Source organism: Pantoea dispersa, assembly GCF_035783935.1.
Taxonomy (GTDB): Bacteria; Pseudomonadota; Gammaproteobacteria; order Enterobacterales; family Enterobacteriaceae; genus Pantoea; species Pantoea dispersa_C.
Genome location: NZ_JALKOV010000002.1, coordinates 244780 through 271000 on the forward strand (window position 1 = coordinate 244780; position 26221 = coordinate 271000).

The window sequence follows — 26221 nt, forward strand, 5'->3', positions numbered from 1 at the left end:
GTGACCTCTGACGGCGTATCAGGCATAGCCTAGCAGCCGGAACCACAGATAATCCAGCGGTAAAAGCAGCAGCGCGCTCAGCACAAACACCAGCAGGCACAGCTGCAGACCGGCTCTGGCTGGCACATTCCCCAGCCCCATTGCCACCACGATCGGCGACGCCTGATACGGCAGCAGCGGCGTGGCGTAGGCAAAAACCTGCAGCATCACCACGCTGAGCAGCGGAAAACCCGACGCAGCGGCCAGCTCCTGCGCCATCGGCGTCACCATCGCCGGCACGCCGTTGGCGGTGAGCACAAAGTTCAGCAGCGTCACCAGCCCGTTAAGCACGACAAAATTACCGAATGACGGCGAGTCCTGCAGCGGTAGCAGATGAAGCAGTGCGTTGGCGATCAGGCGGCCAAGGCCTGAATCCACCACCACCGTGGCGACACCGAGAATGCCGGCGATGTAGATGCAGGTGCGGAAATTGACGCCGCTGGCAAAATCGTCACCCGAAAGAAAGCCGACGCGTGGTAACAGGCACAGGCAGGCCGCGGCCAGTCCGATCCACGCAGCGGATAAGCCGTGCAGGCTATCGGTCATCCACAACAGCAGCGTCACCAGCAGCAAGGCAATGAGCCGCCATTCGCGCCCGCTGAGCGCCGGCAACGCTTCCCGCGTCGCCACCGGCTGCGGCCGCGCGCGAAACAGCAGCGTGATGCAGGCAACCAGCAGAATACCTTTGCCCAGCCCCACCACCGGCATATGCAGCAGCCACCACGGCAGCCATTGCAAATGCAGCTGATACGCGTTTTCTGCCGCGCCGCTCAGCACCAGGTTTGGTACGTTGGCGAGCAGAATACTGGCAGAGAGTTGAAAGGTGCCGAAGCCCACCGCCAGCGCCAGCCCGATGCTGCCGCGACTGCCCGGCCGGATACCGGCCCGCTCGCCCAGCGCCAGTACCACCGGCATCAGTAGCGCAATCCGCCCCATGTTCGACGGCATCACCAGCGCCAGCAGATAGCTGAGCAGCACCGTGCCCGCAACCATCCGCAGCCAGCTCTGGCTGAACGGCACCACCAGCCAGTTGGCCCAGCGCTGGGCAAGGCCCACGTTGCGGATCGCCGCGCCCAGCACAAAACCGCTCAGTACCAGCCAGAACGCTGAAGAGGTAAAGCCACTGAACACGCTGCTGGCCGGTGCAATCGACAGCAGCATCGCCGCCGCAAAAAACAGCAGCGCGGTAAGGTATTCCGGCAACCGCGCCAGCGCCCACAGCAAAATTGTGATGCTGACCACCAGCGTGGTCAGCCAGAATGAGGACTCGATCATCGTGCCTGAACTCCCTTTCTTCGCAACTGCGCACAAAGCGCATCAGCATAGGGCAATCCCTGTCGCAGAACGCTGCGGCAGTTAACAGTTTGCTAACTCGCCAGCTGCGTCAGCCACTGAATCAGCGCCTCGCTGCCGGGCTGACTGCGGGAGCGCTGCGGCCAGGCGAGAAAATAGGGTTTGCTCAGCGGCAGGCTGAGCGGATCCACCACCTGCAGCGCACCGCGCGCCAGTTCGCCGGCAATCAGGCGACGCTGTCCCAGCAGCACGCCGACCCCGGCTACTGCCGCGTCGATCGCAAGTGAGGTGAGATTAAAGCTGAATGCCGGCTGGGCCGCCGGCTCCATGCTGCCTTTGGCCTGAAACCAGCTGCGCCAGTCGGGCAGAAACCGCCCTTCATTGCCCCAGTCCAGATGAATTAATGGTGCCTGGCTGAGTAACGATTCGCCCGGATAACGCTGGATCAGCGCCGGACTGGCGACCGGCAGCACCTCATCACAAAACAGCCGTTGTTTATCCAGCTGCGGATAACGATCTTCGCCAAAGCAGATGACAAAATCTGCTGGTGTGGCGCTGAAATCCACTGGCGCATGCGTGCCGTGCAGGCTGAGATCGCATCCCGGACAATGTGCACGCCAGTCGGTAATATTCGGCAGCAGCCATTTCGACGCCAGCGCCGGCAGTGAATAAAGCGTCAGCTTCGGCATGCTGGCCGCATGGCGCAGATTTTGCTGACCGAGATGCAGAATATCGAACGCCTCACTGACGTAGCGCAGATACTCTTTACCGGTTTCCGTCAGCATTACCCCGCTCTGGGTGCGCACAAACAGCGCGCTGCCCAGCTGCTCTTCCAGCTGACGAATCTGCTGGCTAACGGCGGCGGGCGTCAGCGCCAGCTGCGCAGCGGCTTTCGCCAGGCTTCCGAGTTCCGCCGCCACTTTAAACGACTGAATAACGCTGATTTTCGGCAGACGCGACGCGGGTGCAGGCATTAAGGTTTCCTTAGCAAGGTATTAAATATTTATCGTTAGGCATCAACATATCAGGCCGTTACAGTCTCTACACCTGCCAAAAACGAGAACCAACGCCATGTCTGCTTTGATTCGATTTGATTTACATCCGCTGGCCGACGCCGACTGGCGTCAGCACTGTCGCCAGCAGCTTGAGCAACACGGCGCGCTGGTGCTGCGTCAGTTTCTGCAACCGGCTGCGCTGCAGGCAATCGTGGCCGACGGGCTGGCCCAGCGTCATCTGGCGTACCACACCGTTAGCAAACACAACGTTTATCTGCTCAAGCCGGACGACGCGTACCGTGCCGATCATCCGCGCAATCGCGATGTGATCAGCACCAAAGGCTGCATCACCGACGATGTGATTGCGGCCGAATCGCCGCTGCGCCAGCTCTACAAAGACGATCTGTTTAAACGCTTTCTGTGTGATGTGCTGAACGAGGAGGCGCTGTATCCGTACGCCGACCCGCTATCGTCGATTAATCTGCATTACGCACCTGATGGCCAGGAGCTGGGCTGGCACTTCGATAACTCCTCTTTCGCCATCACGCTGCTGGTGCAGAAACCGCGCGCTGGCGGTGTGTTTCAGTACGTGAAAGATCTGCGCGATGCGGATGCCGGCGAGATGAACTACGACGGCGTCGCCGCCGTGCTCGATCAGCGCCAGCCGGTTGAGGCGCTGGAGATCGATGCCGGCGATCTGGTGCTGTTTCGCGGGCGCAATTCGCTGCACCGCGTGACGCCCACCGAAGGCGATGTTACGCGCATGCTGGCGGTGCTGGCCTACAACACTCAACCCGGTATCGCGCTGTCCGAAACCGCGCGCATGACCTTTTACGGCCGGTTGTAAGCCACCAGCCCGCGCCAGCCGCGCAGGAAAATTTGTTGGGTGCGAAATGCAGTTAAGGCGCGCCAGTCCTCATCGGCGGGCCAGAACCCTTCCACCAGCTGCTGCTTCAGCGCACGTCCGGCGTGGCTTGCCGGATCGCCCTGCAGATGCAGCCAGTGATCGTCGCGCACCCGGCGGTGCATTTCTTCGCCCGGATAAGTGCCACACTCCACCACCAGCGGCAATAGCTGCGTATCCGGGAGCGAGGTCAGCAGAAACTGCGAGACATAGCCGGTGGCGGTCGCCGTGACGCCAGTGTCACTGTCGCGCCCGCTGCCGGTGAACAGCAGCGTCAGCCACTCATCGTATAAGCTTTTGCCCCAGTCATGCGCCGGATAGCGCTGCTCCGCAATCGCCAGCAGCATCGGATGGCCCCACGCGCCCGCGCCGGTATGCAGGTCGAAACTCAGGATAATCTGCGCCTGACGCAGATGCTGTTCGACGATGGCGTGCAGCGTGCGGTGCGACCACGTCGGCTGCTGCCCGCCATAAAACAGGCCATCCGCTGCCTGATATTGCCCCGCTTCCACCACCCGTTTTAACGCCGGCCAGCCTGACTGCTGCAGCGTCTCCGCCAGCCGCCGATCGGCATGCGCACGCTCACCGTGGTACAGATCGTGCCACAACCCGTAGTGCGGATTAGCGGGTGCGGGCTGGCTGAAATCGATGAAATTCCGGTTGAGATCGATATTGTCTTCATTGACGCGCCGCAGATGCGCAGCGCCCCACGGATTCAGCAGATGGACCAGCACAACGGCGCAGTCGGGCGGTAACGTGCGGGTCTTGAGGCTGTCGAGCCACGCGATCTGGCTGTCTGAACCATAATAGCCTTCCACACCGTGCGTGCCGGAGAGAATCAGCATGCGTTTAGGGGCCTCCGGATCGCCGATCACCGCGACGTCGGTGAACAAGGCTGCACCGTCGGGCGCGGTCAGCGGATGGCGATAGGCAGTCAGCGCGCCGTGCTGGCGCGCAACGGCCGCCAGGAATCGCGCCCGCTGCTGAGTATAATCAGGGAGTAAGGACATGATTTTCCTATGCGTTATAAAGGCAAATCGCCCGGCGATTAGGGATAAACCTTAACCTTAAAGTACTTCTGCGCAAGCCGGTCGTAGGTGCCATTGCTGTGCAGCGCGGCCAGCGCATCGTTAATTAAGGTAAGATTGGCCGTATCGCCTTTACGCAGCCCGATACCCACACCGTTCCCCAATAATGCTTTATCCACCAGCGTGGCTTTGTTGACATAGCCCTTACCTTCCGGCGTGTTGAGGAAGCCCTGCTCGGCCGATACGGCATTCGCCAGGCTGGCATCAAGCCGGCCAGCGACCAGGTCCGGATAGATCTCCATCTGATTCGGATAAGAGACCACATTGACGCCCTGCGGCGCCCACTTCGTTTTAGCGTAGGTTTCCTGAATGGTGCCCTGCGCGACGCCGATATTCTTACCGCGCAGCGTGCTGATGTCCCCGGTCAGCGTGCTGTTGGCTGGCGTCAGCAGCGCGCTGGGCGTGATGTACAGCATATTACTGAACGCCACCTGTTCGCGCCGCTTCTCCGTCATCGACATCGCCGACAGAATGGCGTCAAATTTCTTCGCCTGCAGCGCCGGAATGCTGCCGTCGAAGCCAATCTGCACCCACTGACACTTCACGTTGGCCTGTGCACAGATGGCATTGCCCAGATCGATATCAAAACCCTGCAGCGAACCATCGCTGGCTTTGGATTCAAACGGGGGGAAAGTGGGATCGACGCCAAAACGCAGCGTCTGCTGCGCTGCAGCCAGCTGGCTGAGACCGCTTAATGTCAGCAATAAGGCTAAGGACCAACGCTTTTTCATGATGTTCTCCGGCAGGCTATCTTTCAGGTTTTAACCTTGTAATAACACGATGCCGCTGACGCCACCATCGAAAGTGCGCAAAAATGCAGAGCAAATTCTTATACAGGTTAATGGGTTAGCGAAATTTGTCGCGCCATTAAGTTTTACTTAACGCTCTGTCATGATTTTGTCATCAACGGCTCATGCCACTGTCAGCCTCGGTTTTCTATGCTAACCCGCGTTATACTGCCCGCCATCAGCAAGCGGCCGCCACTGCCGGGAGTTCGCATGAAAATTTTGGTGATAGAAGATGAAGCCGGGGCGCGCGATTACATGCGCAAAGGATTGACCGAGGCCGGTTTTATCGTCGACGTGGCGGAGAACGGTCTGGATGGGCTGTTTTATGCGCAGGAGCACCATTACGATCTGATTCTGCTGGATGTGATGATGCCCGGACTCAATGGCTGGGAGGTGATGGCGCAGCTGGATAAGCAAGTGCACACGCCGGTAATTTTCCTCACCGCCAAAGGCACGGTGGAAGATCGCATCAAAGGGCTGGAACTGGGTGCTGATGACTATCTGGTCAAGCCCTTCTCCTTTGCCGAACTGCTGGCGCGGGTGCGCACCCAGTTGCGGCGCGGCAGCCAGCAGAAGCTGCCGGATATCCTGACGCTGGCGGATCTGCAGCTGGATATCGCCCGACGCCGGGTCGAGCGCGCCGGACAGCGTATTGATCTGACCAACAAAGAGTTCAGTCTGCTGCACCTGTTTCTGCTGCATCCCGGCGAGGTACTGACGCGCACAGTGATTGCATCGCGCGTCTGGGACATGAATTTTGACAGCGACACCAACGTGGTGGATGTGGCGGTAAAACGGCTGCGGCAGAAAATTGACGGTCCTTTTACCCGACCATTAATTCATACCGTGCACGGTGTCGGTTATCGCTGCGAAGCCGAAACATGAAACCCCGCTCGCTCGCCGTCCGCCTCTCGCTGCTGCTCAGCGTGACGGTGGTGATCATCTTTACGCTCAGCGGCATGGCGCTGTATCACGCCCTGACGAAGCAGATCGGCGTGCGCGATGACGCAGCTCTGCTGACGCGCATCGATCAAATGCGCACCCTGCTGCGCGATGAAGATGCGCTGACGCTGATTCAGCAGAAGCCACGCCTGTTCGCCAATATGCTGGGCAATACCGAATCACTGCTGGTGCTGCGCTTTCCCGGTCAGCCGCCGCTGATTGTGATCAATCCTGGCGCGCGTCCGGTGCCAGCCATTACGCCGGTCGCCGCCGATCAGCCGTTAACCCTGCAGTCGGTCCATCATCAGCAGGCGGCGGATGGCACGCCGTTTATCGCCGCCGCCGCGTTGACGCCAACGCGCGATGGCAGCGGCCAGATTGAAATCATCACCGGCCGCCTGATGAGCGACCGCACGCAAACCCTCACTGGCTATCGCCACCAGATTATCCTGTGCACCGCGCTGGCGGCGCTGCTGGTCGCCGCGATCAGTGTGCTGCTGGTGCGCCGGGGACTGGCGCCGCTGCACCGGCTGGCGACGGAAGCGGAGGTGATTGACGTGAGGCGGCTGGCGCACCGCATTGAGCTGACCAACGCGCCAGGCGAGCTGCAGCCGCTGCTGGCGGCGCTTAACCAGATGCTGAGCCGACTGGAACAAGGCTATCAGCAACTTAGCCAGGTCTCAGCCGATATGGCACATGACCTGCGCACGCCGATTGGCACGCTGCTTGGCCAGACGGAAGTGGCGCTGAGCCAGCCGCGCAGCGTCAGCGAGTATCAATCGCTGCTGGGTTCCCAGTATGCCGAGCTGGAGCGGCTGGCGAAGATGATTGATAACATGCTGTTTCTCGCCAAAGCCGAAGATGCCAGCCAGGCGCTGAACAGGCAACGCATCGATCTGGCGCCGCTGGGTGAGCGGTTACACGACTATTTTGAGGGCATGGCGGAAGAACAGCAGATGCAGCTGGCCATTGCGCTGCACGGCGAATTGCACGCCGATCCGCAGTTGTTACAGCGCGCGCTGGCGAATCTGATCGCTAACGCGCTGCATTACGGCACGCGCGACGGCACCATTCACGTCGCCAGCGTTACGCAGCCAGACGCTGTGCTTTTGGTGGTGGAGAATCCGGGGCCGGCGCTGAGTCAGGATCAGCAGGCACGCCTGTTTGACCGCTTCTGGCGCGCCGATGCGTCACGCCAGCAGGGCGGCAGCGGACTGGGTCTGTCGATCGTGCGCGGGATCATGCAACTGCATCAGGGCAGTTGCACGGTGAGCAGCGAACACGGCATTACCCGTTTTTGCCTGCGGTTCCCACGTTAAGCGCGCAGGTGCGCAGACACGCACCTGGTTAGCCCCTTTAGATAAAGGTAAAGATTTCGTCCTGCGGCAGACGTGATTTCGGCAGCGTAGCGTTGAAATCTTCCTCACTGCGATAGCCAAGCGAAACCAGCACCACGCTGGTAAAGCCCTGTTCGCGCAGGCCCAGCGCCTGGTCGAGCGCGCGCGCATCGAAACCTTCCATCGGCGTGGCATCAATGCCGAGCATCGCGGCACCCAGCAACAATCCGCCCAGCGCCAGATAGACCTGTTTTTCCATCCACTGCGGCACGTCGCGCAGCTCATAACGGTGCATATCCACGTAGCTGCGGCGGCTCTTATCCTGCCCGGCTTTGGCTTCGGGCTTAGCGAAACGCCCGTCGGTCTCTTCCTGCGCCAGCACATTTTGCAGGTGCGCTTCATCCAGATCGGTGCGCATGCACAGGGCAATCACGTGTGAGGCGTTCAGCACTTTCGGGTTGTTGTAAATGAACGCGCCGCTGGTGGATTGCGCCATCTTTTCCCGCCCTTCTGCAGTCGACGCGACCACAAAGTGCCACGGCTGCGAGTTGACCGATGACGGGCTGTTGCGCAGCAGGTTAAGCAGCGTGTCGATCTCCTGCTGCGGCAGCGTTTTGCCCGCAGAAAAAGCTTTTACGGTGTGACGACGGGCAACGGCATCATTGAGCGTCATGAGAGTCTCCTGATTGAAGATTGCGCCGGAGCGCAGATAAATAGCAAAGTCGCTACCATAACCGTCCGGGCTGACGGACGGTTAACCTTACGTGTTTTAATGACTTAAAAGCCGCTGAGGACAATCTTGCCGCGCGCACGACCGCTCTCAATCAGCGCATGCGCTTTACGCAGATTGGCCGCATTGATCGTGCCGTGGTGTTCACCAGCGGTGGTCTGCAGGGTTTGATCGTCAATCAGCTGACTGACCTGCTGCAAAATCTGATGCTGGCGCTGCATATCGGCGGTATGGAACAGCGAGCGGGTAAACATCAGCTCCCAGTGCAGCGAGATAGCTTTGCGTTTCAGCGGCACTGCATCCAGTGTTTCCGGATCGTCAATCAGCGCCAGTTTGCCCTGCGGCGCCAGCGCATCGATCAGCTGCGGATAGTAGCTGTCGGTATGGGTCAGCGATGCGACGTAGCGCACTTCTTTATGGCCAATCGCCGCCAGCTGTTCGCCCAGCGGACGTTGATGATCGATAACATGATGCGCACCCAGCGAGCGCACCCAGTCGGCGGTTTCCGGGCGAGAGGCGGTGCCGATCACCGTCAGACGGGTCAGTTTGCGTGCCAGCTGCGTCAGCATAGAGCCCACGCCGCCGCCCGCGCCAATGATCAGCAGTGTGCCTTCATCGGCGGCATCAATTTCCAGGCGATCAAACAGCAGTTCCCACGCGGTGAGTGACGTCAGAGGCAGCGCGGCGGCATCGGCGTCGTTCAGCGTGCGCGGCTTGAGTCCGGCGATGCGTTCATCCACCAGCCCGTACTCGGCATAGCTGCCGGCGCGCGTAATGTCGCCAGCGTAGTAAACTTCATCGCCGGGCTGAAACAGCGTGACATCGCTGCCTACCGCCTCGACCACGCCTACGGCATCCCAGCCGAGAATGCGCGGCGTGTCGGTTGGCGCGCCCGCGCGCACTTTGGTATCGACCGGGTTAACCGCAATCGCGCTGATTTTAACCAGCAGATCGCGAGCACCCGGCTGCGGTTTCGCCACGTCCAGTTCATACAACGCATTTTCATCTGAAATCGGTAAACCGTTTTGGCTATAAACAATCGCTTTCATGCAACTGGCTCCAGTGAGTGAATATTTTCAGGGTGTTGAAAGCAGCATAGCCAGTCATGACGCCGGGAAAAATGCCTGTTGCAGGACAACACTTTCACTCGTAGAGTGAAAATCCCGATAATGGCGAGAACGTCGATGATTCGTTTAGAAGATGTCACCCTGTTTGTGCGATCTGCCGCGCTGGGCAGCTTTTCCCGCGCGGCGCGCGAAGCCAACCTGCTGCCCGGTCAGGTCAGCGCCGCCATTCAGCGGCTGGAGCGCGATCTCGATCGCCGCCTGTTTGCGCGTTCGACACGCAGCCTGCGTTTAACGGCCGAAGGCGAAAAATATCTGCCGTTCGCGCAGGAGATGCTGGCGCTGATGCACGCCGGTGCGGAAAGCCTGCAAAGCCACGACGACGCGCTGAGCGGCGAGCTGAAAATCGCCCTGCCGTCCGACATCGGTCGTCATATTATTCTGCCGCTGCTGACAGACTTTTGCCGGGCGCATCCGGCGCTCGGGCTGCGTCTCTCGTTTTCCGATCAGGTGAGTGACGTGTTCCGCGATCCGGTGGATATCGCCATTCGCTACGGTAAGCTGGAGGACAGCAGCTATGTCGCGCTGCCGCTGGCGGAAGAAAACCGCCGCGTGATGGTCGCCGCACCCGATTATCTCGATCGACATGGCCGTCCGGAAAAACTCGAGGATCTGGCCCAGCATCACTGTCTGCCGTTTGTCATGGGCGGCCACGTGTACGATAAATGGACCTTTCCGCAGGAAGGGATGCGGCGGCAAATCACGGTGAAAAGCCGGCTGCTGTGCGACGACGCTGAAGTGGCTCGCCGCTGGGCGATTGCCGGAATGGGGATTGCTTATAAATCATGGCTTGATGTCTGCAACGATATCCGGCACGGACGGCTGGAACGGGTGCTGCCGCATCTGCCAGGCGAAAGCACGCCGCTGCATTTAATCTGCCCGCATCGTAAGCAATTCTCGCCGGCGATTCGCGCTTTACATCAATTACTGCGTGAACATTTACGCAGTCTGACGGCGCAAATCCTGCCAGCAAATTAAGCCCGACACTTCTGTTTCATGGCAAACGACACTCAATCCGGACCAGCGATAACGTAAGTTCGTCTGCGATTTTTCTTTAAAATGAAAGCAGGCGATAAATCAGTGAAGGCATAGCGCGCGTCATGAGGCGAACGCAAAAAAGTTCGCCGTCCGGCACCTCTGATAACCGTGGCACAGCATAGTAATCTTATTCTTAACAGGTAATATTTAACGTTACTTCACTGTATTCACGTTAATGATTCAGGACTGATGATGTCTCAACCTAAAGCGATGTCCGTTAATGCCCTCACCCACATTGTCCTGTTCTTCCTGGTCATCAACGCCATTGATGTCGTGTATGCGTTGATGCACTGATGGCTTATTGCGCTGCGCTTTACCGCTGTTTTTTGCGAGCCAGACTCTAAAGATGAGATAAATTCCCCGTCACGGATTTTTTAATCCATGAGCCTTGATAGACTGCAGACGATAAAATAGACTACAGACTATCAAGGATGGCATCGTGTGGCAGGTTGAAGCAACAGATCGGTTTTGGAAATGGTTGCAGGCTCAGGATGAAGCGTTGCGTCTCGACGTACTTGCCGCCCTGAAGCTTCTGGCGCAGGACGGTCCGCATCTCGGCCGCCCTTTCGTTGATACCCTGATGTTATCGCGGGTGCCCAATATGAAAGAGCTACGCGTGCAAAGTAAAGGTCGTCCTATCCGCAGCTTTTTTGTTTTCGATCCGCGCCGCCATGCGATTGTGCTGTGTGCCGGCAACAAACAAGGTAAAAATCAGAAGCGTTTCTATCAGCAGATGCTTCGCATTGCCGAAACCGAATACCATCATCATCTGAACGCAATCGGGGAAACTCATAATGAAAACCTTGGATGAGATGCTGGCGGCGCTGACGCCAGAACAGCAACATCAGGTCGATGAACGCGTCAGCCAGATGCGTCTGGAGTACCAGCTTTATCAATTACGTGAGCAGATGCAGCGGACTCAGCGTCAGCAAGCGCAGGCCATGCACATTGCCCAGTCATCTGTGGCGGCGATGGAAGCGCGTGGCGCAGAGTTAAAAATTTCCACGCTGAAGCGCTACATTGAGGCGCTGGGTGGAGAACTGACGCTGGGTGTCAAGATGCCGGGTGGCCAGCATGTCGACTTAATTATCTGACCGTTCAGGCAGAGCGCATTACGCCCTGCCCCAGTCTCCGATCAACGGTGCCGCCATCTGGCCCGCACCGCAGTCAATCAGGAGTTGTTTGGCGTGGCAGCGCTTTCGCTGAACTGCGGTTTTTGCCGCGTGACGGAATAGACTACGTTTTTCGGGCCATTGGTGTCTGTGGTGACATCAACCGCAGGGATGGTCACTTTGCCGAAACCAAACAGTGTTTGCACGTAGCCGCCAATCTGGTGTTTACCGGCAGGGACGCGGAGCTCTTTACTCTCGCCTTTTTGCAGCAGTCCGGCTTCCTGGCCATCCACCGTCACGTACACGGATGAGCCATCGTCGGTGCGCGTCACCAGATGGGAGACATTGATGACGGTCGGTCCGCTGGCAAACGGCGAAGCGCTGTCGTTGTTTTCGATCGGCGCGGAAGCCGTAGCCGGGGCTTCTGCGGCGGCGGCATCAGCGCTGCTGTCGCTGGCCGCATGACGCGCGCAGCCGGTAAGCAGGAGTGTGGCCGTTAACGTGGCCAGTGTGAAACGCGAAAACATCGTGACGAGAAACCTTCTGCTAAATGAGAAGTATTTATTTTAGCGTTACCCGCGCAGTGATAACAGTCACAGAAATCCAGTATTTTCCGAAAACCGGGGATTCAGGACTCCGTTCGTCCCCCGGCCGCACGCAATGTCAACGCGCGCCGTTCTCCCGGCCCGGGAAAACGGCGCAAGCGCACGGTTTACAGTGAATAGCGCGCCAGCGGCGCCACGGTGGCAATCAGCCCGTTGGCTTTCATATATTCACCAAATGCCTGATAACGCGCCTGATTAAATTCCGCACTGTGCGTTGCAAAATAAGGCAGCGTCGCCTGCCAGGCCTGATGATTGAGTGGCGTATTCAGTTCCGGATAACGCTTGATGAATGCCTGCCACGCCTGTTGCGGATGGGTGCGCAGCCAGGCGATACCCGCATCCAGCCCGCGCAGAAATGCCGGGATGCGAGGATCGTTTGCCGCGGTGTTGCTGTTGGCCAGAATAATCAACTCATCGTAGGCCGGCACGCCGTAATCTTCCGGTTTAAACGACACCGGCTTTGCGCCCTTGTCCTGCAAATCCAGCAGCTCGTAGTTACGGAAGATGGTCAGCGCGCCGTCAATTTTGTGCGTCAGCAGCGCAGAGACCGCATCCATATTCAGATTAACCAGCTTCACGCTGTTAACGTCGACACCCTGCGATTTCAGCATGTTGCGGATAGCCACATCTTCCGCGCCGGGGATCGCATAGCCAATCGATTTGCCGGCAAAGTCTTTAATGCTGTGAATGTCGCCAGATACCGCCGTCAGGGTGTTCAGCGGCTGGTTAATCAGCGTGCCAACCCGGATCACCGGCACCTGTTTGTCGACCAGCGTATACAGCTGCGGCTGATAGCTAATCGCCAGATCCGCCTTACCTGCCGCCAGCAACAGCGGCACTGACGCGGAGTCCGCCGGGGCAATCATCTCGACATCCAGTCCCTGCTGTTGAAACGCCCCGCTGTACTGAGCGGCAAAGATCGCCGCGTGGTTAGGATTTATGAACCAGTCGAGCAGCAAACGCACTTTTTCTGCCGCCTGTGCGTTAACGGTGACCAGCAGCAAGAGCACGGTAATAGTACGACGCAACATTTTCACTCAAGATCCTTAGTATGATTGCCAGAGAAATTTTTTACGCACCAGCGCCACCGCCGCTGAGAGCAGCAGCGCCAGGCTCATTAACAGCAGCAGCGCGGCAAAACTGGTGGCCGTTTCCAGCCGCGCGTTGGATTGCATCATCAGGTAGCCCAGCCCTTCGCTGGCACCGACCCACTCGCCGATCACCACCCCAATCGGTGCCAGCACCACCGCCATCTGCAGGCCGGCGAAAAACTGCGGCAGCGCGGCCGGCCAGCGCACGCGCCAGAAAATGCGCCAGCGCGAGGGATACAGCGTTTGCGCCAGCTCCAGCCAGCCGGCAGGCGTACGACACAAGCCATCGAACAGCGACAGGCACAGCGGGAAAAACAAAATCAGCGCCGCCACCACTACTTTTGACGCGATGCCAAACCCCAGCCACAGCACCAGCAGCGGCGCCAGCGCAAAGACCGGGATGGTCTGGCTGGCCGTCACCAGCGGAAACAGCACCCGGCGCAATAGCGGGCTGGAGGCCATCAGCACCGCCAGCACTACGCCGCCGCCGACGCCCAGCAGCAGCGCCAGCACGATTTCCGCCAGCGTGAACAGCGCGTGGTGCGCGAGCAGTTGGCGCTTTTGCCACAGAGCCTCCAGCACCGTTTGCGGCGCGGGCAGCAGAAATGCCGGAACGCCGTTGTGCCGCGCCAGCAGCCACACGCCCAGCACTACCGCGAACAGGTAGACAGCACTACTCAGTTTTTTCATAGGAATTCAGTCGGGAAAAGAGTTCGGCCTGCGCCTGCAGCAGTCCGGCATCATTAAGCGCGCGCGGCACCGTACCGGTCGGCACAGGCCAGTGCGTCACCTGCAGCGGCTGGCCGTGCAACAGCAGGATGTCATCGGCCATGCGGCAGGCTTCCAGCGGATCGTGCGTCACCAGCAGCACCGTTTTACCGCGCAGCAGCGTCGCGGTCAGCGTTTGCAGCTGGTGTTTGGTCATAACATCTAGCGTGGCGAACGGCTCATCCATCAGCACCAGCTCGCGCTGCGCATACAGCGTGCGCGCCAGCGCCACCCGCTGCCGCATGCCACCCGAGAGCTGCGACGGCGCGGCTTGCGCTTCGTCTTCCAGTCCCACCTGTGCCAGCAAATGGTGCGCCCGCACGCGGTCCGGCTTCGCACCGCTCAGACGCGCCGTCAGCATCACATTCTCCAGCACCGTCAGCCACGGATAGAGCAAATCCTGCTGCCCCATCCACGCCACGTGCTGCGCAATACCGTGCAGGCTGCCCTGCTGCGGCTGCACTAAACCGGCCACCAGACGCAGCAGCGTGCTTTTACCAATACCGCTGCAGCCCAGCAGCACCGTGGTCTTGCCGCCGCGCAGTAGCAGGTTGAGCCGATCGCACAGCTGTTTTTCGCCCCAGGCAAAACTTACCTGGTCAAAGCGGATGTCCTGCATCATGGCCGCCGCGCCGCCAGAATCGCCAGCTGATTAAACCCGCGCTGCGCCAGCGTGCTGGCCGCCTGCGCCGCCCGCATGCCACTGGCGCAAACCAGGACGATGCGGCGATCCGCCGGTGGCTGCCAGTCTGCCAGTTGATGTGGCAGCACGCGCTCAACCTGTTCCGCCACGCTGACCGGCGCCTCTTCACAGCTGCGCAGTTCCACAATGCAATCTTCGGGCTGTAACAGGTGAGCATCGATAAACGGCACGCCGGGCTGTGCCGGTTCCTGTGCCACATCAAAGCGGAATGAACGAAAGTGCCAGCTGACGAAGTCACAGTTGACCATGCAGCCGAGCGGTGAGGGTTGCAGTCCGAGCAGCACGCTGAGCGCCATCTGCGCCTGCATTGCCCCCAGCGCTGCCACCGCCGGACCCATCACGCCGGCGGTGTTGCAGTTAGCCGCGGAGGTGGGCAGCTGTGGAAACAGCGCACGATAGCTCGGCGCACCGCCGCAAAAACCACCGACGTAGCCCTGACGTCCCAGCACTGAGGCGCTGATCAGCGGTATGCCAGCCTGAAAGCAGGCATCTGACAGTTGGTAGGTCACCGCAAAGTTATCCGCTGCATCGATCACCAGATCGCACCCGGTCAGCGCCTGCGTGATATTGCTGGCGCTCAGCGCCTCGGGCACCGCGTCGATCTGCACTTCAGGATTGCGCTGCTGCAACGCCTGCTGTGCCGCAACGGCTTTACCGCGCCCCACATCCTGCAGGGTGAACAGCGTCTGACGGTGCAGGTTATGCAGCGCGACCCGATCGTCATCATATACACACAGCTGACCGACGCCCGCGCCCGTCAGCTGAGGCAGCAGCGTGGCAGCCAGCCCACCGGCACCGGCGACCAGCACGCGAGCGCGAGCCAGTTTCTGCTGCCCGACCACGCCAATTTCCGGCAGCATCATCTGGCGTTGATAGCGTTCCATTGCGCGCCCCTTAGTTCAGGTTGGCCAGGCCGAAGATCGGCGTTGAGGCCACGGCCATATCACGCTTCTCCATCAGCCCGGCATCGCGCGCGCCCTGCCCGGCAGCAATCGCCTGGCTGAACGCGCGCGCCATCGCCACCGGATCGCCCGCTTTGGCCACGGCGGTATTCAGCAGGATGGCATCGAAGCCCATCTCCATCGCCTGCGCCGCCTGTGACGGCGCGCCGATGCCAGCATCAATGATCAGAGGAACATCGCTGAACCAGGCTCGCATCGCCCGCAGCCCGTCAATGTTGCGCAATCCCTGGCCGGAGCCGATAGGCGCGCCCCACGGCATCAGCAGTTCACAGCCGGCGGCTAGCAGTTTTTCACCGACAATCAGATCCTCCGTCGTATAGGGAAATACCTGGAAGCCATCGGCGCACAAAATGCGTGCCGCTTCGACCAGCGCGAACGGATCGGGCTGCAGCGTGTCGGCATGACCAATCACTTCCAGCTTGATCCAAGGCGTGTTGAACAGCTCGCGCGCCATGTGCGCGGTGGTGACCGCCTCTTTAACCGTGTGGCAGCCAGCGGTATTGGGCAGCACGCGCACATCCAGGCCCGTCAGCAGTTCGCGAAACGCCGCGCCCGCCGCACCTTCGCGGCGCAGGCTGACAGTGATAATTTCGCTGCCGGAGGCAGCGATCGCCTGCTGCAAAATCGCCGGTGAAGGGTAGCCTGCGGTGCCGAGCAGCAAGCGTGACTGCGGCGTGAAATCGTAAAACATCGCTCAGCCTCCCTGCATCGGTGACAGGACTTCCAGCTGCCAGCCTTCCTGTAACTGCAGGCTGGCATACTGACTTTTCGGCACAAAATCGCCATTGCAGGCGGTGGCAACACAGGCCGCGTCGATATGCTGTTCGATCAGCAATTCGCTGAGGCTGCTGGCCTCGGTGCTGATGGTGCGGCCGTTAAGCTGAATATTCATGGCTAACCTCCCCGGACAGGCGCTGCATCAGCTGTTCTGCCATCATTGGTGCCAGCAGAAAACCGTGACGATACATGCCGTTAAGATAAAAAATACCGTTGTGATAGTGGATTTCCGGCAGATTAGCCGGCCATGCCGGTCGCAGACCACTGCCGCTTTCGATGACGCGCGCTTCCGCCAGCGCCGGATGCAGGGTGTAGGCCGCGCTGAGCAGTTCCATCACGGCGCGCGCGCTGATCGCGCTGGCATCGTCGCTTTCGATCATGGTAGCGCCGAGCATGAAGTGGCCGTCGCGACGCGGCACCAGATAACAGGGAAAGCGTGGATGGAGCAGACGAATCGGCCGGGAAAATGACACCTCATGACTCTGCAGGATCAGCATTTCTCCGCGCACCGCGCGCAGACCGGAGAGTTGCGCTCTGGCATGGATGCCGCGACAGTCGATGATCCGGCCCGCTGGCTGGCGCGCATCAAAGCGGACGCCGCGCTGCAGCAGCTTGTCACGCATTTCACCCAGTGCGCGACGCGGATCGAGATGCGCTTCGCGCGGGAAAAACAGTCCGCGCGCAAAACGGTTTTCCAGCGACGGTTCGAGCGACGCCGGATCAACCCATTGATGCTCAGTCGTCATGCGCGCGAAGCGGTTTAACTCCGGATTGTCACGCGGCGGTGCCAGCACTAACGTGCCCTGATGCACCACGCTGCTGACGCGCGTTTGCCACCATGCCGCAGCATGCTGGCCGAGGGTAATCACCTCCGCCGGCGCGCTTTCAGCTTCACACCACGGCGCCAGCATGCCACCGGCAAACCACGAGGCAGGCTGACGCGCTTGATCGTCAATGACCTCGACGGCTTCGCCGCGCTCAGCCAGCAGCGTGGCGACACAAAGCCCGGACACGCCGCTACCGAGCACGCTCCAGCGGCTCATGAATCACGTTCCGGTAAACAATCAGGGGAATTCACATCGGCCTCTCAGTGATAACTGAGACCCGCAGATACAGGAGAAGGGAATCGACGCCAGCGATCGGGCTCGCCTTTGCGCCAGACGGCTTTGCACATCAAGCCGTCAGTCTTCCTACGCCAGTATCAACTGGGTCAGGTTCAAAGGGTCGCTAAGCCGCGCAGTGCGCTTTTAGCCTCTCAGTCTCTCAGGCGAGACTCCCCCGACGCGTCTATTTGTATTGCAGGCGCTGGCTGGCGTCAAGCAGCACGTTAACCGCGCTGCCCGCGTTGTGGATCAAAATTGCAACATATGGTATACCAGACGGATAGCGGGTAAATGATAAAAAAGACTTTTTTATTATTCACTTATACATTTTTCAGCTAATCATGGAAGCATTATGAATAAGTTTCGTGTGGCTTTTATTAAAGCAGGATGGCATCAGGCGATCGTGAACAACGCGCTGGTGGGCTTTGAGCAGGAACTGGCAGAACAAGGCGTCGAAAATACAGTAAAAAGCTATGACGTACCCGGCGCGTTTGAAATGCCGCTGCTGGCCAAGCGCCTGGCCGAAACCGGCAAATTTGATGCGATTGTCTGCGCTGCGCTGGTGGTCGACGGTGGCATCTATCGCCATGACTTTGTCGCGCAGGCCGTCGTCGATGGCCTGATGAATGTGCAGCTCGCCACCAATGTTCCGGTGTTTTCGGTATCACTCACTCCGCACAATTTTCAGCCGGTCGACGTGATCGAATCGTTTTATACCGAACATTTTATTAAAAAAGGCAAAGAAGCCGCCCGCGCCGCCCTGATGATTCATCAGCTGCCGATCGACTGAACCTCTAACGGATTGTTAGTTTTTCCCACTTTTAACAATCCGTTTCCTGCAGTGTGCTTCCTCTTACCACTCGCCTCTTGCTTACTTAAAGCAGCACCATCAATGCCATTGCAAGTTATTCTGGATATCTTTAAAATCAGATAACCCAAATAACCTTGCGGGAGTTAACTGATGGTTAGCGATAAAGATCACACCGGGGTTTCTGCACTGACAGGCACCCCGCAGGAGATTCAGGGTCGGCTGTCAAAATCACATGCCAGTCACGTTGTTGCCATTACTTTCGATCATCCAGGCGATGCCCTGACGCTGCGCAACCTGTCAGAAAATCTTTCCGCAATCGCTTCATCCATGTTTGCAATTTTTCAACAGCGGCAGCGGCAGGAATCGCTGGAGCAACTGGCCAGTGCGATGTTACCGCGCGTGCCAGCTTCGCCTCATTTACTCAAAGAAGCGGCGATGTTACTTGAGGCGCGCAATGCCGTGCTGGAGAGCGGAAACTGGCTCAGCGCCGCAGAAGTGGCGCAACTGGCAGGGTTGAGTTCCACAAATCCGAGCGCTCAGCCGAATAAATGGAAAAAAAGCGGCCAGATATTTGCCATCAATCACAATGGGATAGATTATTTCCCCGATTATGGCCTGGATCGCGACACGCACTTTCGCCCGGTTAAACCACTGGCTCAAATACTCAGGATTTTTGCCGGACACAAAGACAGTTGGGCTATTGCATTGTGGTTTCTGTCGAATAACAGTTTCCTTGCGGGCAAACGGCCACAGGATCTACTGCTAACCGAAGCGCAACGCGTCATCGACGCCGCTCTGGATGAAATGGAAGGAATAACGCATGGATAAGCGCAGCACTTCGGCGCAACCTGATGATTTATCAACTCTGCCTGTTATTACTGCCGGAGAAGGTGCGCCATTGCCAGGCGCTTTGCTTCAGCTGTCATTTATTACGCTTTCAGCAGGAAGCATTCTGCACCGGGTCCATCTGTCGCGTTATGCCGCCAACCAGTTCAATCCCGGAGTGAAAGGGAATGCCCGCTTCAGTCCGATAAAAACCAGACATGGGCAGCCAATACCGACCCTTTACGGCGGTTCGACCAGAGACTGCGCATTAATGGAAACGGTATTTCATGACGTGCCTTTTGCACCCGGTCTTAAGACACTGGATAAGAACAAATTACATTATCAACTTCACTCCTGTCTTAAAGTTAATGAAGATATGCTGCTGATCGACCTCAGCAGCATCGCATTGCGCAAGTTAGGTATCACGCGTAAGCAGCTTATCGATACAGAAAAACATCACTATCCCCTCACCCGACGCTGGGCAGCTGCTCTGCATCATCAGAGCGAATCAGCGCAGGGCCTTTCATGGATATCCCGTCAGGATGATTCAGCGCGGGCAGTGATGTTATTTGGCGATCGAATTTCGCCTGGCATGCTGACGCCACTTAATAAATCATTAAGCCTGATTGATGATTCAGATACTTATGGCGAGGTTTTACATCTCGCATCGCGATTAGGTGTGTTTATCATTGCAGCAAAATAAACCACGATGCTATCCGGCGATGGATAAAAAAGAAGAGTGGACGAATAAGAATTTAAAAATGAAATGGTTTAAAATTTCGCCAGCATTCCCGCTGGCGAAATCCTGAGTACCGGTGAAATTAACGGCTGACTTCATGACCAATCAGGCCGCCGATAGCCGCGCCGCCAAGGGTACCGAAGGTGCTGCCGCCGGTCAGCACGGCGCCGCCCACGGCACCCACACCCGCACCGATGGCGGTGTTGCGGCCGCGATGAGACATGCCACAAGCCGTTACTGAAAAGGCTAAAACCAATACCACTGCGATATTAAAGCTGCGTTTTAAGACCATCAAAATCCTCATTACCATTAATTCTAATGGAATGTAATAGTGTTAACTTTGTTTGTTGTTTAGCCGCCAAATACCTGGCGTAGCGTGCTTATCCTGGAGGCAAATTTAAGGGGCTTTGCATTTTTGCGGAAGGTAAAAATTCCTATTTTATGCCGGACCTGTCAGGCGCTGGTTATTATTCGTCCCTTAAGCCAAATAAAAAGGCATGGCGTGAAGGTTCACGCCATGCCCCGATGATTTACCGCGCAGTCAATTAACGCTGCGGATGATTGACTTCTACTGGACGTAAATCAAACACCAGCACTTCAGCATTGTTACCGTTAGCGAACTGCAGCGCTGTTTCGTTACGGACGCGCGCACCGTCGCCAGCTTTAAAGCTCACGCCATTCACTTCGATGCTGCCGCGCGCCACGTGGATATAGGCGTAGCGATCGTTCGCCAGTTCCAGCGTCTGCTGCTCAGCCCCGTCAAACAGGCCTGCGTAGATGCGCATATCCTGACGCACGCGCAGCGAGCCATTGTCGCCCTGCGGCGAAACAATCAGGCGCAGCTGGCCGCGTTTGTCGGCTTCTGCCACCGATACCTGCTGGTAACCTGGCTCGGTACCGCGTTCCGCCGGCACAATCCAGATCTGCAGAAAATGCACATTGTCCTGTTTCGAGTGGTTAAACTCGCTGTGCGTCACGCCGCTGCCGGCGCTCATCAGCTGTACGTCACCGGGCACGATAACCGAACCGGTACCCATGGAATCTTTATGCTCCAGCGCGCCTTCCAGTACGTAAGAGATGATCTCCATGTTGTTGTGTGGATGCGCGCCAAAACCGCGACCCGGTGCCACTTGATCGTCGTTAATCACCAGCAGATCGGAGAAACCGGTGTGTTGCGGATCCCAGTAGCTGGCAAACGAAAAGGTGTGGCGTGAATGCAGCCAGCCGTGATCGCCTAAGCCGCGTTGTTCGGACAGTCGTTGTTCAATCATGGTCTGCTCCTTAAAATTTGTTGACTGGAGGGCGAAGGCCCTTCCCGTTGCTGACCAGTATACGTAAACTGATTTGCCCAACAATGCGCCTGACTGACAATGACTGTCACAAATAAGTGGACAATATGCAGATTGAAGATCTCCGGATTTACGTCGCCGTAATCAAAGCGGGCAACTTTACCGCTGCCGCCGAACAGCTGATGCTCTCCAAGCAGTACGTCAGCCGGCGCATCGCCGCGCTGGAAGAGTCGCTGGGTGCGCGTTTGCTGAATCGCAATACGCGCAAACTGTCGGTGACCGACAACGGCCAGCTGTTTGCCCAGCATGCGCAGCGTATCCTGGATGATGTGCAGGAAGCCGAGCTGGCGGTATCAGGTAAACGTCAGGTGCTGCGCGGCAGTTTTCGTCTCAGCGTGCCGATGTCGTTTGGCATCAGCCATCTTTCCCCTTATATCGCCGAATTCCTGAGCCAGCATCCCGGCATCCAGTTTCAGGTGGAACTGGCCGATCGGCATGTGGATATGGTGGGAGAAGGTTTCGATATGGCGATCCGCATCGGCACGCTTCCGGACTCCAGCCTGATCGCCAAACGGCTGGGCGAATTCAGGCGCGTGATTTGTGCCAGCCCGGCGTACCTGCAGGGCGCGGGCGCACCGCGTGAGCCGGAGGATCTGCTGCAGCATCTCTGTCTGCGCTATGGGCGTGAAAGCCAGACCGGCTGGGAGCTGTTTCAGGGCGACACGCGCAAAGTGCTGGCGGTCCAGGGACCGATGGTCAGCAACAACGGGGAAATGCTGCGTGATGCGGCCGTCGCCGGGCTGGGCCTGATCCTGCTGCCGGAGTTTATCGTGGCTCCGGCGCTGGCGCGCGGTGAGCTGGTGACGGTACTGGATGACTGGCATCCGGCCTCGCTGCACCTCAATGCACTCTATCCGCAGCATCGCCAGCGCAGCGAAATCAATCGGGTTTTCATGGCGTTTCTGCAGGCGAAGCTGGCGGGCAAATGATCAGCCCACTTCGCTGCCTATCGCAGCACGCAGTGCAGGTGCCGCTTCCCCGCTCATCGGGCTGACCAGCGCATAGTTATAGTGGCGATCGCTCCAGTACTGCGCCACCAGATTGTCCGCCTGGCGCGAACCCTTTTCCAGCCGCACGGTTTGCGGGCGAATGTACCAGCCAACGCGCGTGCCGCTGGCGGTCTGATACAGCACCAGCGCCGAGGCGCCATGCTCATTCGCCATCAGGCGCGCGCCGATGAGCTGATAGCCAAAGCGCTCCAGATTGGGCGGCAGCGGGCCGTTGATAAAATAGCGGCCCAGCCAGCTGGCCAGCTGTGTTGTCTGATGGGTGTTAATGTCCATCGTCGCCTGCTGCGCGCCATCGCCGAATAGCCGGTAAGCCTGTACCGCATCCTCCATCGGTAACGGATGATTCTGTAAGCGTTCAGTCATCTGCCAGCCGGACAGGCTGCCGATCCCCAACGCCAGCACCAGCGAGCAGGCCAGCGCCAGCCGCTGATAACGCTGTCGCGCGCGCTGCTGGCGCAGCTGTGCCGGCTGCAGTGGCGTAAAAGCGGTTCGCGCCATGTTGCGCTGCAGGCTTTGTTGCAAGCGCAGCTTGTCCTGACGCCAGCCCTCTACCTGAGCGGCAATGTCAGGATGCTGCGCCAGCCAGGCGCTGATGGCCTGATGGCTGGCGCTATCCAGTTCACCATCCAGCCAGGCGTGCAGCTGGTTCTCATCGGGCGGGATACTCATTTTAATCTCCTCAACGTCACCGGTGCAGGCAGGCCTTCGGTCATGTGCTGCAACTGTTTTCGCGCCCGCGACAACCGTGACATCACGGTGCCCAGCGGAATCTCCAGCGTGTCAGCCGCTTCCTGATAACGCATGCCTTCAACGTTGACTAAAAGCAGCAATGCGCGACTGTCAGCCGGCAGACGGGCGAACAGCGCCAGCATCTCATCGGCGATGGCATGATGCTCAGCCGACTCGGCAAACGGCTCGGCGCGGCTGAACAGCGTCATAATCGCCTGCCAGCGCTTGCGGCGGCGTTCGCCATCAATGAACTGATGCCAGAGAATGGAAAACAGCCACGCACGCAGACTGCGCGTGTCATCGCGCGCTGCGTCCAGTGCTTTGACCAGCGTGTTTTGCACCAGATCCTCAGCGGCCATGCGCTCACGCGTCAGCCCCAGCGCAAAACGCTGCAAGTGCGGCAGTAACGCGCGGATTTCGTCATCGCTCAATGCAGACATTATTTTTGCTCTCGCATCCGGCGCAGGCCGGTCATGCTGCTCAGCACGCCATCCCGTAAAATCAAACCGTGCAGCAGCGCGGCAGCCAGATGGGCCAGAATCAGCGCGAACAGGCTAAACGCCAGCAGCGTATGTAACGGACGCAGTACGGCATAACTTTCCACGCTAGCCGGCAGCAGCGGTGGCAGCACCAGACCCTCGCCGATCGTCACCGGAAAACCGCCTGCCGACAGCATCGCCCAGCCTACCAGCGGCTGCGCCAGCATCAGTAAATAGAGCGCCAGATGGGTCAAATGTGCCACCGTTTGCTGCCAGCCGGGCACCGACGCGGGCATGGCGGGCACGCCATAGTAACGCCGCAGCCCGATGCGCACGACCACCAGCAAAGCGATTAAAACGCCCAGCGGCTTGTGTATCGCCAGCAGCAGTGAATGGGCAGCCGAGATATCCGCCACCATCGCCACGCCGATAAATAGCATGGCCAGCACGGCCAGCGCCATCAGCCAGTGTACGATGCGCAGCAGCGGATGAAACAGGGTGGTCGGGTGGCTCATGATTTTTTCTCCTGCTGACGCGCCTGTTCAGCCGTGCGCAGATTAAAGGATTTAGCGTAAGCGGCGGAGCGCGCGTTGAGCAGCGGATCGTCCGAACCGCTGATGCCCTGTGGCAGAATCAGCGGATCGTAATTGATGTCATTGCAGCTGCCGCCCTGTTGCGGGCTGCTGTCGCGCAGCGTCAGCGTACCGGCGACGATCTGTTGCCGATCGGCCGGCCATGCTTTGCTGGCATCGTTCACCGCATCGCCGGGCTGGGCCACGCTGATCACCAGATCCCACTTCAGCGGTGCGGCCGCCAGCCGGTTGTGCAGGTCGCTCTGCAGATAATCCGGCTGCTGCTGCTGTGCCGCGCTGATCGGCTGCCACGGCGTACGCGGCACCAGGCTCCAGCGCACAAAGCGCGTTTCACCCTGCCCATTGGTAAAGCGGAAAGCATTCAGGCTGTTGTACTGCTCCTGCGCCCAGCTGGCGGCCAGCACATGGGTTTTCGCCCAGGCAAAGAACGGTTTAACTTCAGGATGGGCAAGGGTAAACGCCATCAGCTTTTGCGCATCTGGCTTGCCGGTCTGCGGCAGCGGTCGGCTGGCCTGCTGCTGGTCGTAAAAACCCTGCGGCGTGCTGACCGGGAAAAACGGCAGCGCATTCATGCCGGTGCGCCACTGCTCACCGTGCGCCAGCTGAAACTGCAGCGCCAGGCTGCGCACCGGCACGCCATAGTCCGGCGCATGCGGATTACCGCCAGCAATGGCAAAGCGGCCAATCACCGGCACCGTGCCCGGCTGGAAAACGCTGGCGCGCGAGAGAAACGCCGCGTTGCCATTAGAGGTAAAATCGCCGGTTACGCACACACCTTTGGCATGATTGCGGCGGAATCCCGGATGTACGCCGCTGTTTTGCTGCAGCGCCTGTACCAGACTTTGCGCGCTGAGGCGCTGCGGCGTCAGCCAGCCGCCTGCAGCCAGAAACAGCAACAGCAGTAATCCGGGAACAATGGCGACCAGCAATAACAACGGCAGATGTCGGACCGTGGGTTTAAGATTCATCTTAGCCAACTCAGTAAGGAAAAGTGGGCATAAGACGAACCAGCGCGGCGTTTATTCCCGCGCGGTGAAAATTATTTTATTGCGACCGCCGGATTGCGGCGTGCATCGCGCACCGCAATAGCATGAATCAGCAGCCCCAGTACCGACAGAATGGCCCCAACCCAGCCGGTGGACTGCCAGCCCAGCCCGGCGGAAATGGTGATGCCGCCGAGCCACGCGCCCAGCGCGTTGGCAATATTAAACGCCGAGTGATTAAGCGCGGCCGCCAGGGTTTGAGCATCCCCGGCCACGTCCATCAGGCGGATCTGTAGCACGCTGCCCAGCGCCACCATGGTACCGACCAGCATCACGTTAAGCGCCCCCGCCAGCGCATAATGCGCGGCAAAGACAAACGCGCTCAGCACCAGCAGCGACCACACCAGCACGATGCGGATGGTTTTTTCCAGCCCGCGATCGGCCAGGCGCCCGCCGACAAGATTGCCGATAATCATGCCAAGACCAAACAGCGCCAGTATCGCCGGTACCAGATTCTCCGACAGATGAGCCAGTTCCATCATGGTGGGTTTAACGTAACTGAACACCGAAAACATTCCGCCGCTGCCAATCGCGCCAATCGCCAGCGTCAGCCACACCTGCTTGCGCGTCAGCGCCGAGAGCTCACGCAGCGGACTCGCCTGCTTGTCGCCGGCCACATTGGGTACCCAAAGCCAAACCAGGAGCAGCGTCAGCAGCGCCAGTCCGCCGACGATAGCAAACGCATCACGCCAGCCAAACCACTGGCCGATGGCGGTAACGGCAGGCACGCCAACCAGATTGGCGATGGTTAATCCCAGCAGCACCATCGACACCGCCTGCGCGCGGCGCGCGCGCTCAACCAGTCCTGCCGCCACCAGCGCCGCAACGCCAAAGAAGGTACCGTGGGGAAAGCCGGCCAGAAAGCGTGCCACCAGCATCGCCGGATAGCCCGGCACGACAGCGCTCAGCAGATTCCCCAGCGCAAACAGGCCCATCAGCGTCATCAGGAAATTACGGCGTGAAGCCCGCGCGCCGAGAATGGCCAGCAGCGGCGCGCCAATCACTACGCCGAGCGCATAAATACTGATGAGATGGCCCGCCTCAGGAATCGTGACGTTCAGGCCTTTCGCCGCGTCGGGCAGCAGGCCCATGATGACAAATTCACCGGTGCCGATGGCAAATCCGCCGGTACCCAGCGCGATCAGCGCTTTTGGCACGCTGTGACGCGGCAGCGAGGCCTCGTCCGGCAGTTCAGAGAGTTGAGGTTGTACTGATGACATATTTTTTCCGTACCGCAGGTGAAA

30 protein-coding genes, 1 pseudogene and 1 riboswitch are annotated in these 26221 nt (G+C 59.0%); of the genes and pseudogenes, 10 read left to right on the forward strand and 21 right to left on the reverse strand.

Going from position 1 to position 26221, the window contains the following annotated elements; all coding sequences use genetic code 11:
• Window positions 1-18 precede the first annotated feature (18 nt).
• Both MXF20_RS05985 and MXF20_RS05990 read right to left on the reverse strand, forming a co-directional pair.
• Window positions 19-1314, reverse strand: a complete 1296-nt coding sequence (locus tag MXF20_RS05985) for an SLC13 family permease (RefSeq protein WP_325968213.1) — start codon at window positions 1312-1314, stop codon at window positions 19-21.
• Between the two features lie 92 nt (window positions 1315-1406).
• On the reverse strand, window positions 1407-2306 hold the full coding sequence (locus tag MXF20_RS05990) for a LysR substrate-binding domain-containing protein (RefSeq protein WP_325968214.1): 900 nt from the start codon (window positions 2304-2306) through the stop codon (window positions 1407-1409).
• 97 nt (window positions 2307-2403) lie between these two features.
• Between MXF20_RS05990 and MXF20_RS05995 the strand changes: the two genes are divergently transcribed.
• The gene (locus MXF20_RS05995; RefSeq protein ID WP_325968215.1) at window positions 2404-3174 is read left to right on the forward strand and encodes a 2OG-Fe(II) oxygenase; all 771 of its coding nucleotides are present in this window, start codon (window positions 2404-2406) and stop codon (window positions 3172-3174) included.
• Here MXF20_RS05995 and MXF20_RS06000 read toward each other — a convergent pair.
• A complete protein-coding gene (locus MXF20_RS06000) occupies window positions 3159-4241 on the reverse strand; it encodes a DUF2817 domain-containing protein (RefSeq protein WP_325968216.1) in 1083 nt (360 codons plus the stop codon). The genes MXF20_RS05995 and MXF20_RS06000 overlap by 16 nt on opposite strands.
• Before the next feature lie 38 nt (window positions 4242-4279).
• A complete protein-coding gene (locus MXF20_RS06005) occupies window positions 4280-5050 on the reverse strand; it encodes a transporter substrate-binding domain-containing protein (protein ID WP_325968217.1) in 771 nt (256 codons plus the stop codon).
• Window positions 5051-5317: 267 nt separating this feature from the next.
• On the opposite strand from MXF20_RS06005, the gene MXF20_RS06010 reads away from it, so the two are divergent.
• Together MXF20_RS06010 and MXF20_RS06015 are read left to right on the forward strand one after the other, a co-directional pair.
• Window positions 5318-5992, forward strand: a complete 675-nt coding sequence (locus tag MXF20_RS06010) for a heavy metal response regulator transcription factor (RefSeq protein ID WP_325968218.1) — start codon at window positions 5318-5320, stop codon at window positions 5990-5992.
• Window positions 5989-7368, forward strand: a complete 1380-nt coding sequence (locus tag MXF20_RS06015; RefSeq protein ID WP_325968219.1) for a heavy metal sensor histidine kinase — start codon at window positions 5989-5991, stop codon at window positions 7366-7368. The genes MXF20_RS06010 and MXF20_RS06015 overlap by 4 nt, the downstream gene beginning before the upstream one ends.
• Before the next feature lie 37 nt (window positions 7369-7405).
• Here MXF20_RS06015 and nfsB read toward each other — a convergent pair whose 3' ends face one another.
• Window positions 7406-8059, reverse strand: a complete 654-nt coding sequence (gene nfsB / locus MXF20_RS06020; protein ID WP_325968220.1) for an oxygen-insensitive NAD(P)H nitroreductase — start codon at window positions 8057-8059, stop codon at window positions 7406-7408.
• Between the two features lie 104 nt (window positions 8060-8163).
• On the reverse strand, window positions 8164-9165 hold the full coding sequence (locus tag MXF20_RS06025; RefSeq protein ID WP_325968221.1) for a zinc-binding alcohol dehydrogenase family protein: 1002 nt from the start codon (window positions 9163-9165) through the stop codon (window positions 8164-8166).
• A gap of 135 nt (window positions 9166-9300) precedes the next feature.
• Between MXF20_RS06025 and MXF20_RS06030 the strand changes: the two genes are divergently transcribed.
• From MXF20_RS06030 to MXF20_RS06040, 3 genes are all read left to right on the forward strand, one after another.
• Window positions 9301-10218, forward strand: a complete 918-nt coding sequence (locus MXF20_RS06030) for a LysR family transcriptional regulator (RefSeq protein WP_325968222.1) — start codon at window positions 9301-9303, stop codon at window positions 10216-10218.
• A gap of 499 nt (window positions 10219-10717) precedes the next feature.
• Window positions 10718-11089, forward strand: coding sequence for a type II toxin-antitoxin system RelE/ParE family toxin (locus tag MXF20_RS06035; RefSeq protein ID WP_058770321.1), 372 nt, complete (start codon window positions 10718-10720; stop codon window positions 11087-11089).
• Window positions 11073-11372: a helix-turn-helix domain-containing protein gene (locus tag MXF20_RS06040; RefSeq protein ID WP_021508926.1), complete on the forward strand. Its 300-nt coding sequence runs from the start codon at window positions 11073-11075 to the stop codon at window positions 11370-11372. The genes MXF20_RS06035 and MXF20_RS06040 overlap by 17 nt, the downstream gene beginning before the upstream one ends.
• Before the next feature lie 77 nt (window positions 11373-11449).
• On the opposite strand, the gene MXF20_RS06045 is transcribed toward MXF20_RS06040, so the two are convergent.
• The 8 genes and pseudogenes from MXF20_RS06045 to MXF20_RS06080 all read right to left on the reverse strand — a co-directional run bounded on the left by MXF20_RS06045 (window position 11450) and on the right by MXF20_RS06080 (window position 17339).
• A complete protein-coding gene (locus tag MXF20_RS06045) occupies window positions 11450-11917 on the reverse strand; it encodes a hypothetical protein (RefSeq protein WP_325968224.1) in 468 nt (155 codons plus the stop codon).
• 185 nt (window positions 11918-12102) lie between these two features.
• On the reverse strand, window positions 12103-13026 hold the full coding sequence (locus MXF20_RS06050) for an ABC transporter substrate-binding protein (protein WP_325968225.1): 924 nt from the start codon (window positions 13024-13026) through the stop codon (window positions 12103-12105).
• A 15-nt stretch (window positions 13027-13041) separates the two neighbouring features.
• The gene (locus MXF20_RS06055; RefSeq protein ID WP_325968226.1) at window positions 13042-13776 is read right to left on the reverse strand and encodes an ABC transporter permease; all 735 of its coding nucleotides are present in this window, start codon (window positions 13774-13776) and stop codon (window positions 13042-13044) included.
• Window positions 13760-14395: pseudogene (locus tag MXF20_RS06060) on the reverse strand (ABC transporter ATP-binding protein); the annotation flags it as partial. The gene MXF20_RS06055 and the pseudogene MXF20_RS06060, both read right to left, overlap by 17 nt.
• 77 nt (window positions 14396-14472) lie before the next feature.
• A complete protein-coding gene (locus tag MXF20_RS06065; protein WP_325968229.1) occupies window positions 14473-15441 on the reverse strand; it encodes a HesA/MoeB/ThiF family protein in 969 nt (322 codons plus the stop codon).
• 10 nt (window positions 15442-15451) lie between these two features.
• Entirely contained in the window at window positions 15452-16210 is a 759-nt protein-coding gene (locus MXF20_RS06070; RefSeq protein ID WP_325968230.1) for a thiazole synthase, read from the reverse strand.
• A gap of 3 nt (window positions 16211-16213) precedes the next feature.
• Window positions 16214-16411 carry a sulfur carrier protein ThiS gene (thiS, locus tag MXF20_RS06075; RefSeq protein WP_325968231.1) on the reverse strand — a complete coding sequence of 66 codons (198 nt, stop codon included), beginning with the start codon at window positions 16409-16411 and terminating at the stop codon, window positions 16214-16216.
• Window positions 16395-17339, reverse strand: a complete 945-nt coding sequence (locus MXF20_RS06080) for an FAD-dependent oxidoreductase (protein WP_325968232.1) — start codon at window positions 17337-17339, stop codon at window positions 16395-16397. Before MXF20_RS06080 ends, thiS begins: the two co-directional genes overlap by 17 nt.
• Window positions 17340-17466: 127 nt before the next feature.
• A riboswitch (TPP riboswitch) is annotated at window positions 17467-17586 on the reverse strand.
• Window positions 17587-17751: 165 nt separating this feature from the next.
• On the opposite strand from MXF20_RS06080, the gene MXF20_RS06085 reads away from it, so the two are divergent.
• The 3 genes from MXF20_RS06085 (at window position 17752) to MXF20_RS06095 (ending at window position 19738) form a co-directional block, all read left to right on the forward strand.
• Window positions 17752-18189, forward strand: coding sequence for a 6,7-dimethyl-8-ribityllumazine synthase (locus MXF20_RS06085; RefSeq protein ID WP_325968233.1), 438 nt, complete (start codon window positions 17752-17754; stop codon window positions 18187-18189).
• Between the two features lie 171 nt (window positions 18190-18360).
• Window positions 18361-19038, forward strand: a complete 678-nt coding sequence (locus MXF20_RS06090) for a hypothetical protein (protein ID WP_058776083.1) — start codon at window positions 18361-18363, stop codon at window positions 19036-19038.
• On the forward strand, window positions 19031-19738 hold the full coding sequence (locus MXF20_RS06095; protein WP_325968234.1) for an RES family NAD+ phosphorylase: 708 nt from the start codon (window positions 19031-19033) through the stop codon (window positions 19736-19738). Before MXF20_RS06090 ends, MXF20_RS06095 begins: the two co-directional genes overlap by 8 nt.
• A 118-nt stretch (window positions 19739-19856) precedes the next feature.
• Here the strand turns inward: MXF20_RS06095 and MXF20_RS06100 are convergent, their stop codons facing one another.
• Together MXF20_RS06100 and MXF20_RS06105 are read right to left on the reverse strand one after the other, a co-directional pair.
• Complete coding sequence (locus tag MXF20_RS06100) at window positions 19857-20066, reverse strand: glycine zipper 2TM domain-containing protein (protein ID WP_031279978.1); 210 nt, start codon at window positions 20064-20066, stop codon at window positions 19857-19859.
• A gap of 253 nt (window positions 20067-20319) precedes the next feature.
• A complete protein-coding gene (locus tag MXF20_RS06105; protein ID WP_325968235.1) occupies window positions 20320-21045 on the reverse strand; it encodes a pirin family protein in 726 nt (241 codons plus the stop codon).
• A gap of 125 nt (window positions 21046-21170) precedes the next feature.
• On the opposite strand from MXF20_RS06105, the gene MXF20_RS06110 reads away from it, so the two are divergent.
• Window positions 21171-22052, forward strand: a complete 882-nt coding sequence (locus MXF20_RS06110; protein ID WP_325968237.1) for a LysR family transcriptional regulator — start codon at window positions 21171-21173, stop codon at window positions 22050-22052.
• Here the strand turns inward: MXF20_RS06110 and MXF20_RS06115 are convergent, their stop codons facing one another.
• The 5 genes from MXF20_RS06115 to MXF20_RS06135 form a co-directional block, all read right to left on the reverse strand.
• Complete coding sequence (locus MXF20_RS06115; RefSeq protein ID WP_325968239.1) at window positions 22053-22802, reverse strand: anti-sigma factor; 750 nt, start codon at window positions 22800-22802, stop codon at window positions 22053-22055.
• On the reverse strand, window positions 22799-23302 hold the full coding sequence (locus MXF20_RS06120) for a sigma-70 family RNA polymerase sigma factor (protein WP_325968240.1): 504 nt from the start codon (window positions 23300-23302) through the stop codon (window positions 22799-22801). The genes MXF20_RS06115 and MXF20_RS06120 overlap by 4 nt, the downstream gene beginning before the upstream one ends.
• Window positions 23302-23856 (reverse strand): cytochrome b, encoded by a 555-nt coding sequence (locus MXF20_RS06125; RefSeq protein WP_325968241.1) that lies wholly within the window; start codon window positions 23854-23856, stop codon window positions 23302-23304. The genes MXF20_RS06120 and MXF20_RS06125 overlap by 1 nt, the downstream gene beginning before the upstream one ends.
• Window positions 23853-24902, reverse strand: a complete 1050-nt coding sequence (locus MXF20_RS06130) for a catalase family peroxidase (protein ID WP_325968242.1) — start codon at window positions 24900-24902, stop codon at window positions 23853-23855. The genes MXF20_RS06125 and MXF20_RS06130 overlap by 4 nt, the downstream gene beginning before the upstream one ends.
• 71 nt (window positions 24903-24973) lie before the next feature.
• Window positions 24974-26197: an MFS transporter gene (locus MXF20_RS06135; protein WP_325968243.1), complete on the reverse strand. Its 1224-nt coding sequence runs from the start codon at window positions 26195-26197 to the stop codon at window positions 24974-24976.
• Between the last annotated feature and the right edge of the window lie 24 nt (window positions 26198-26221).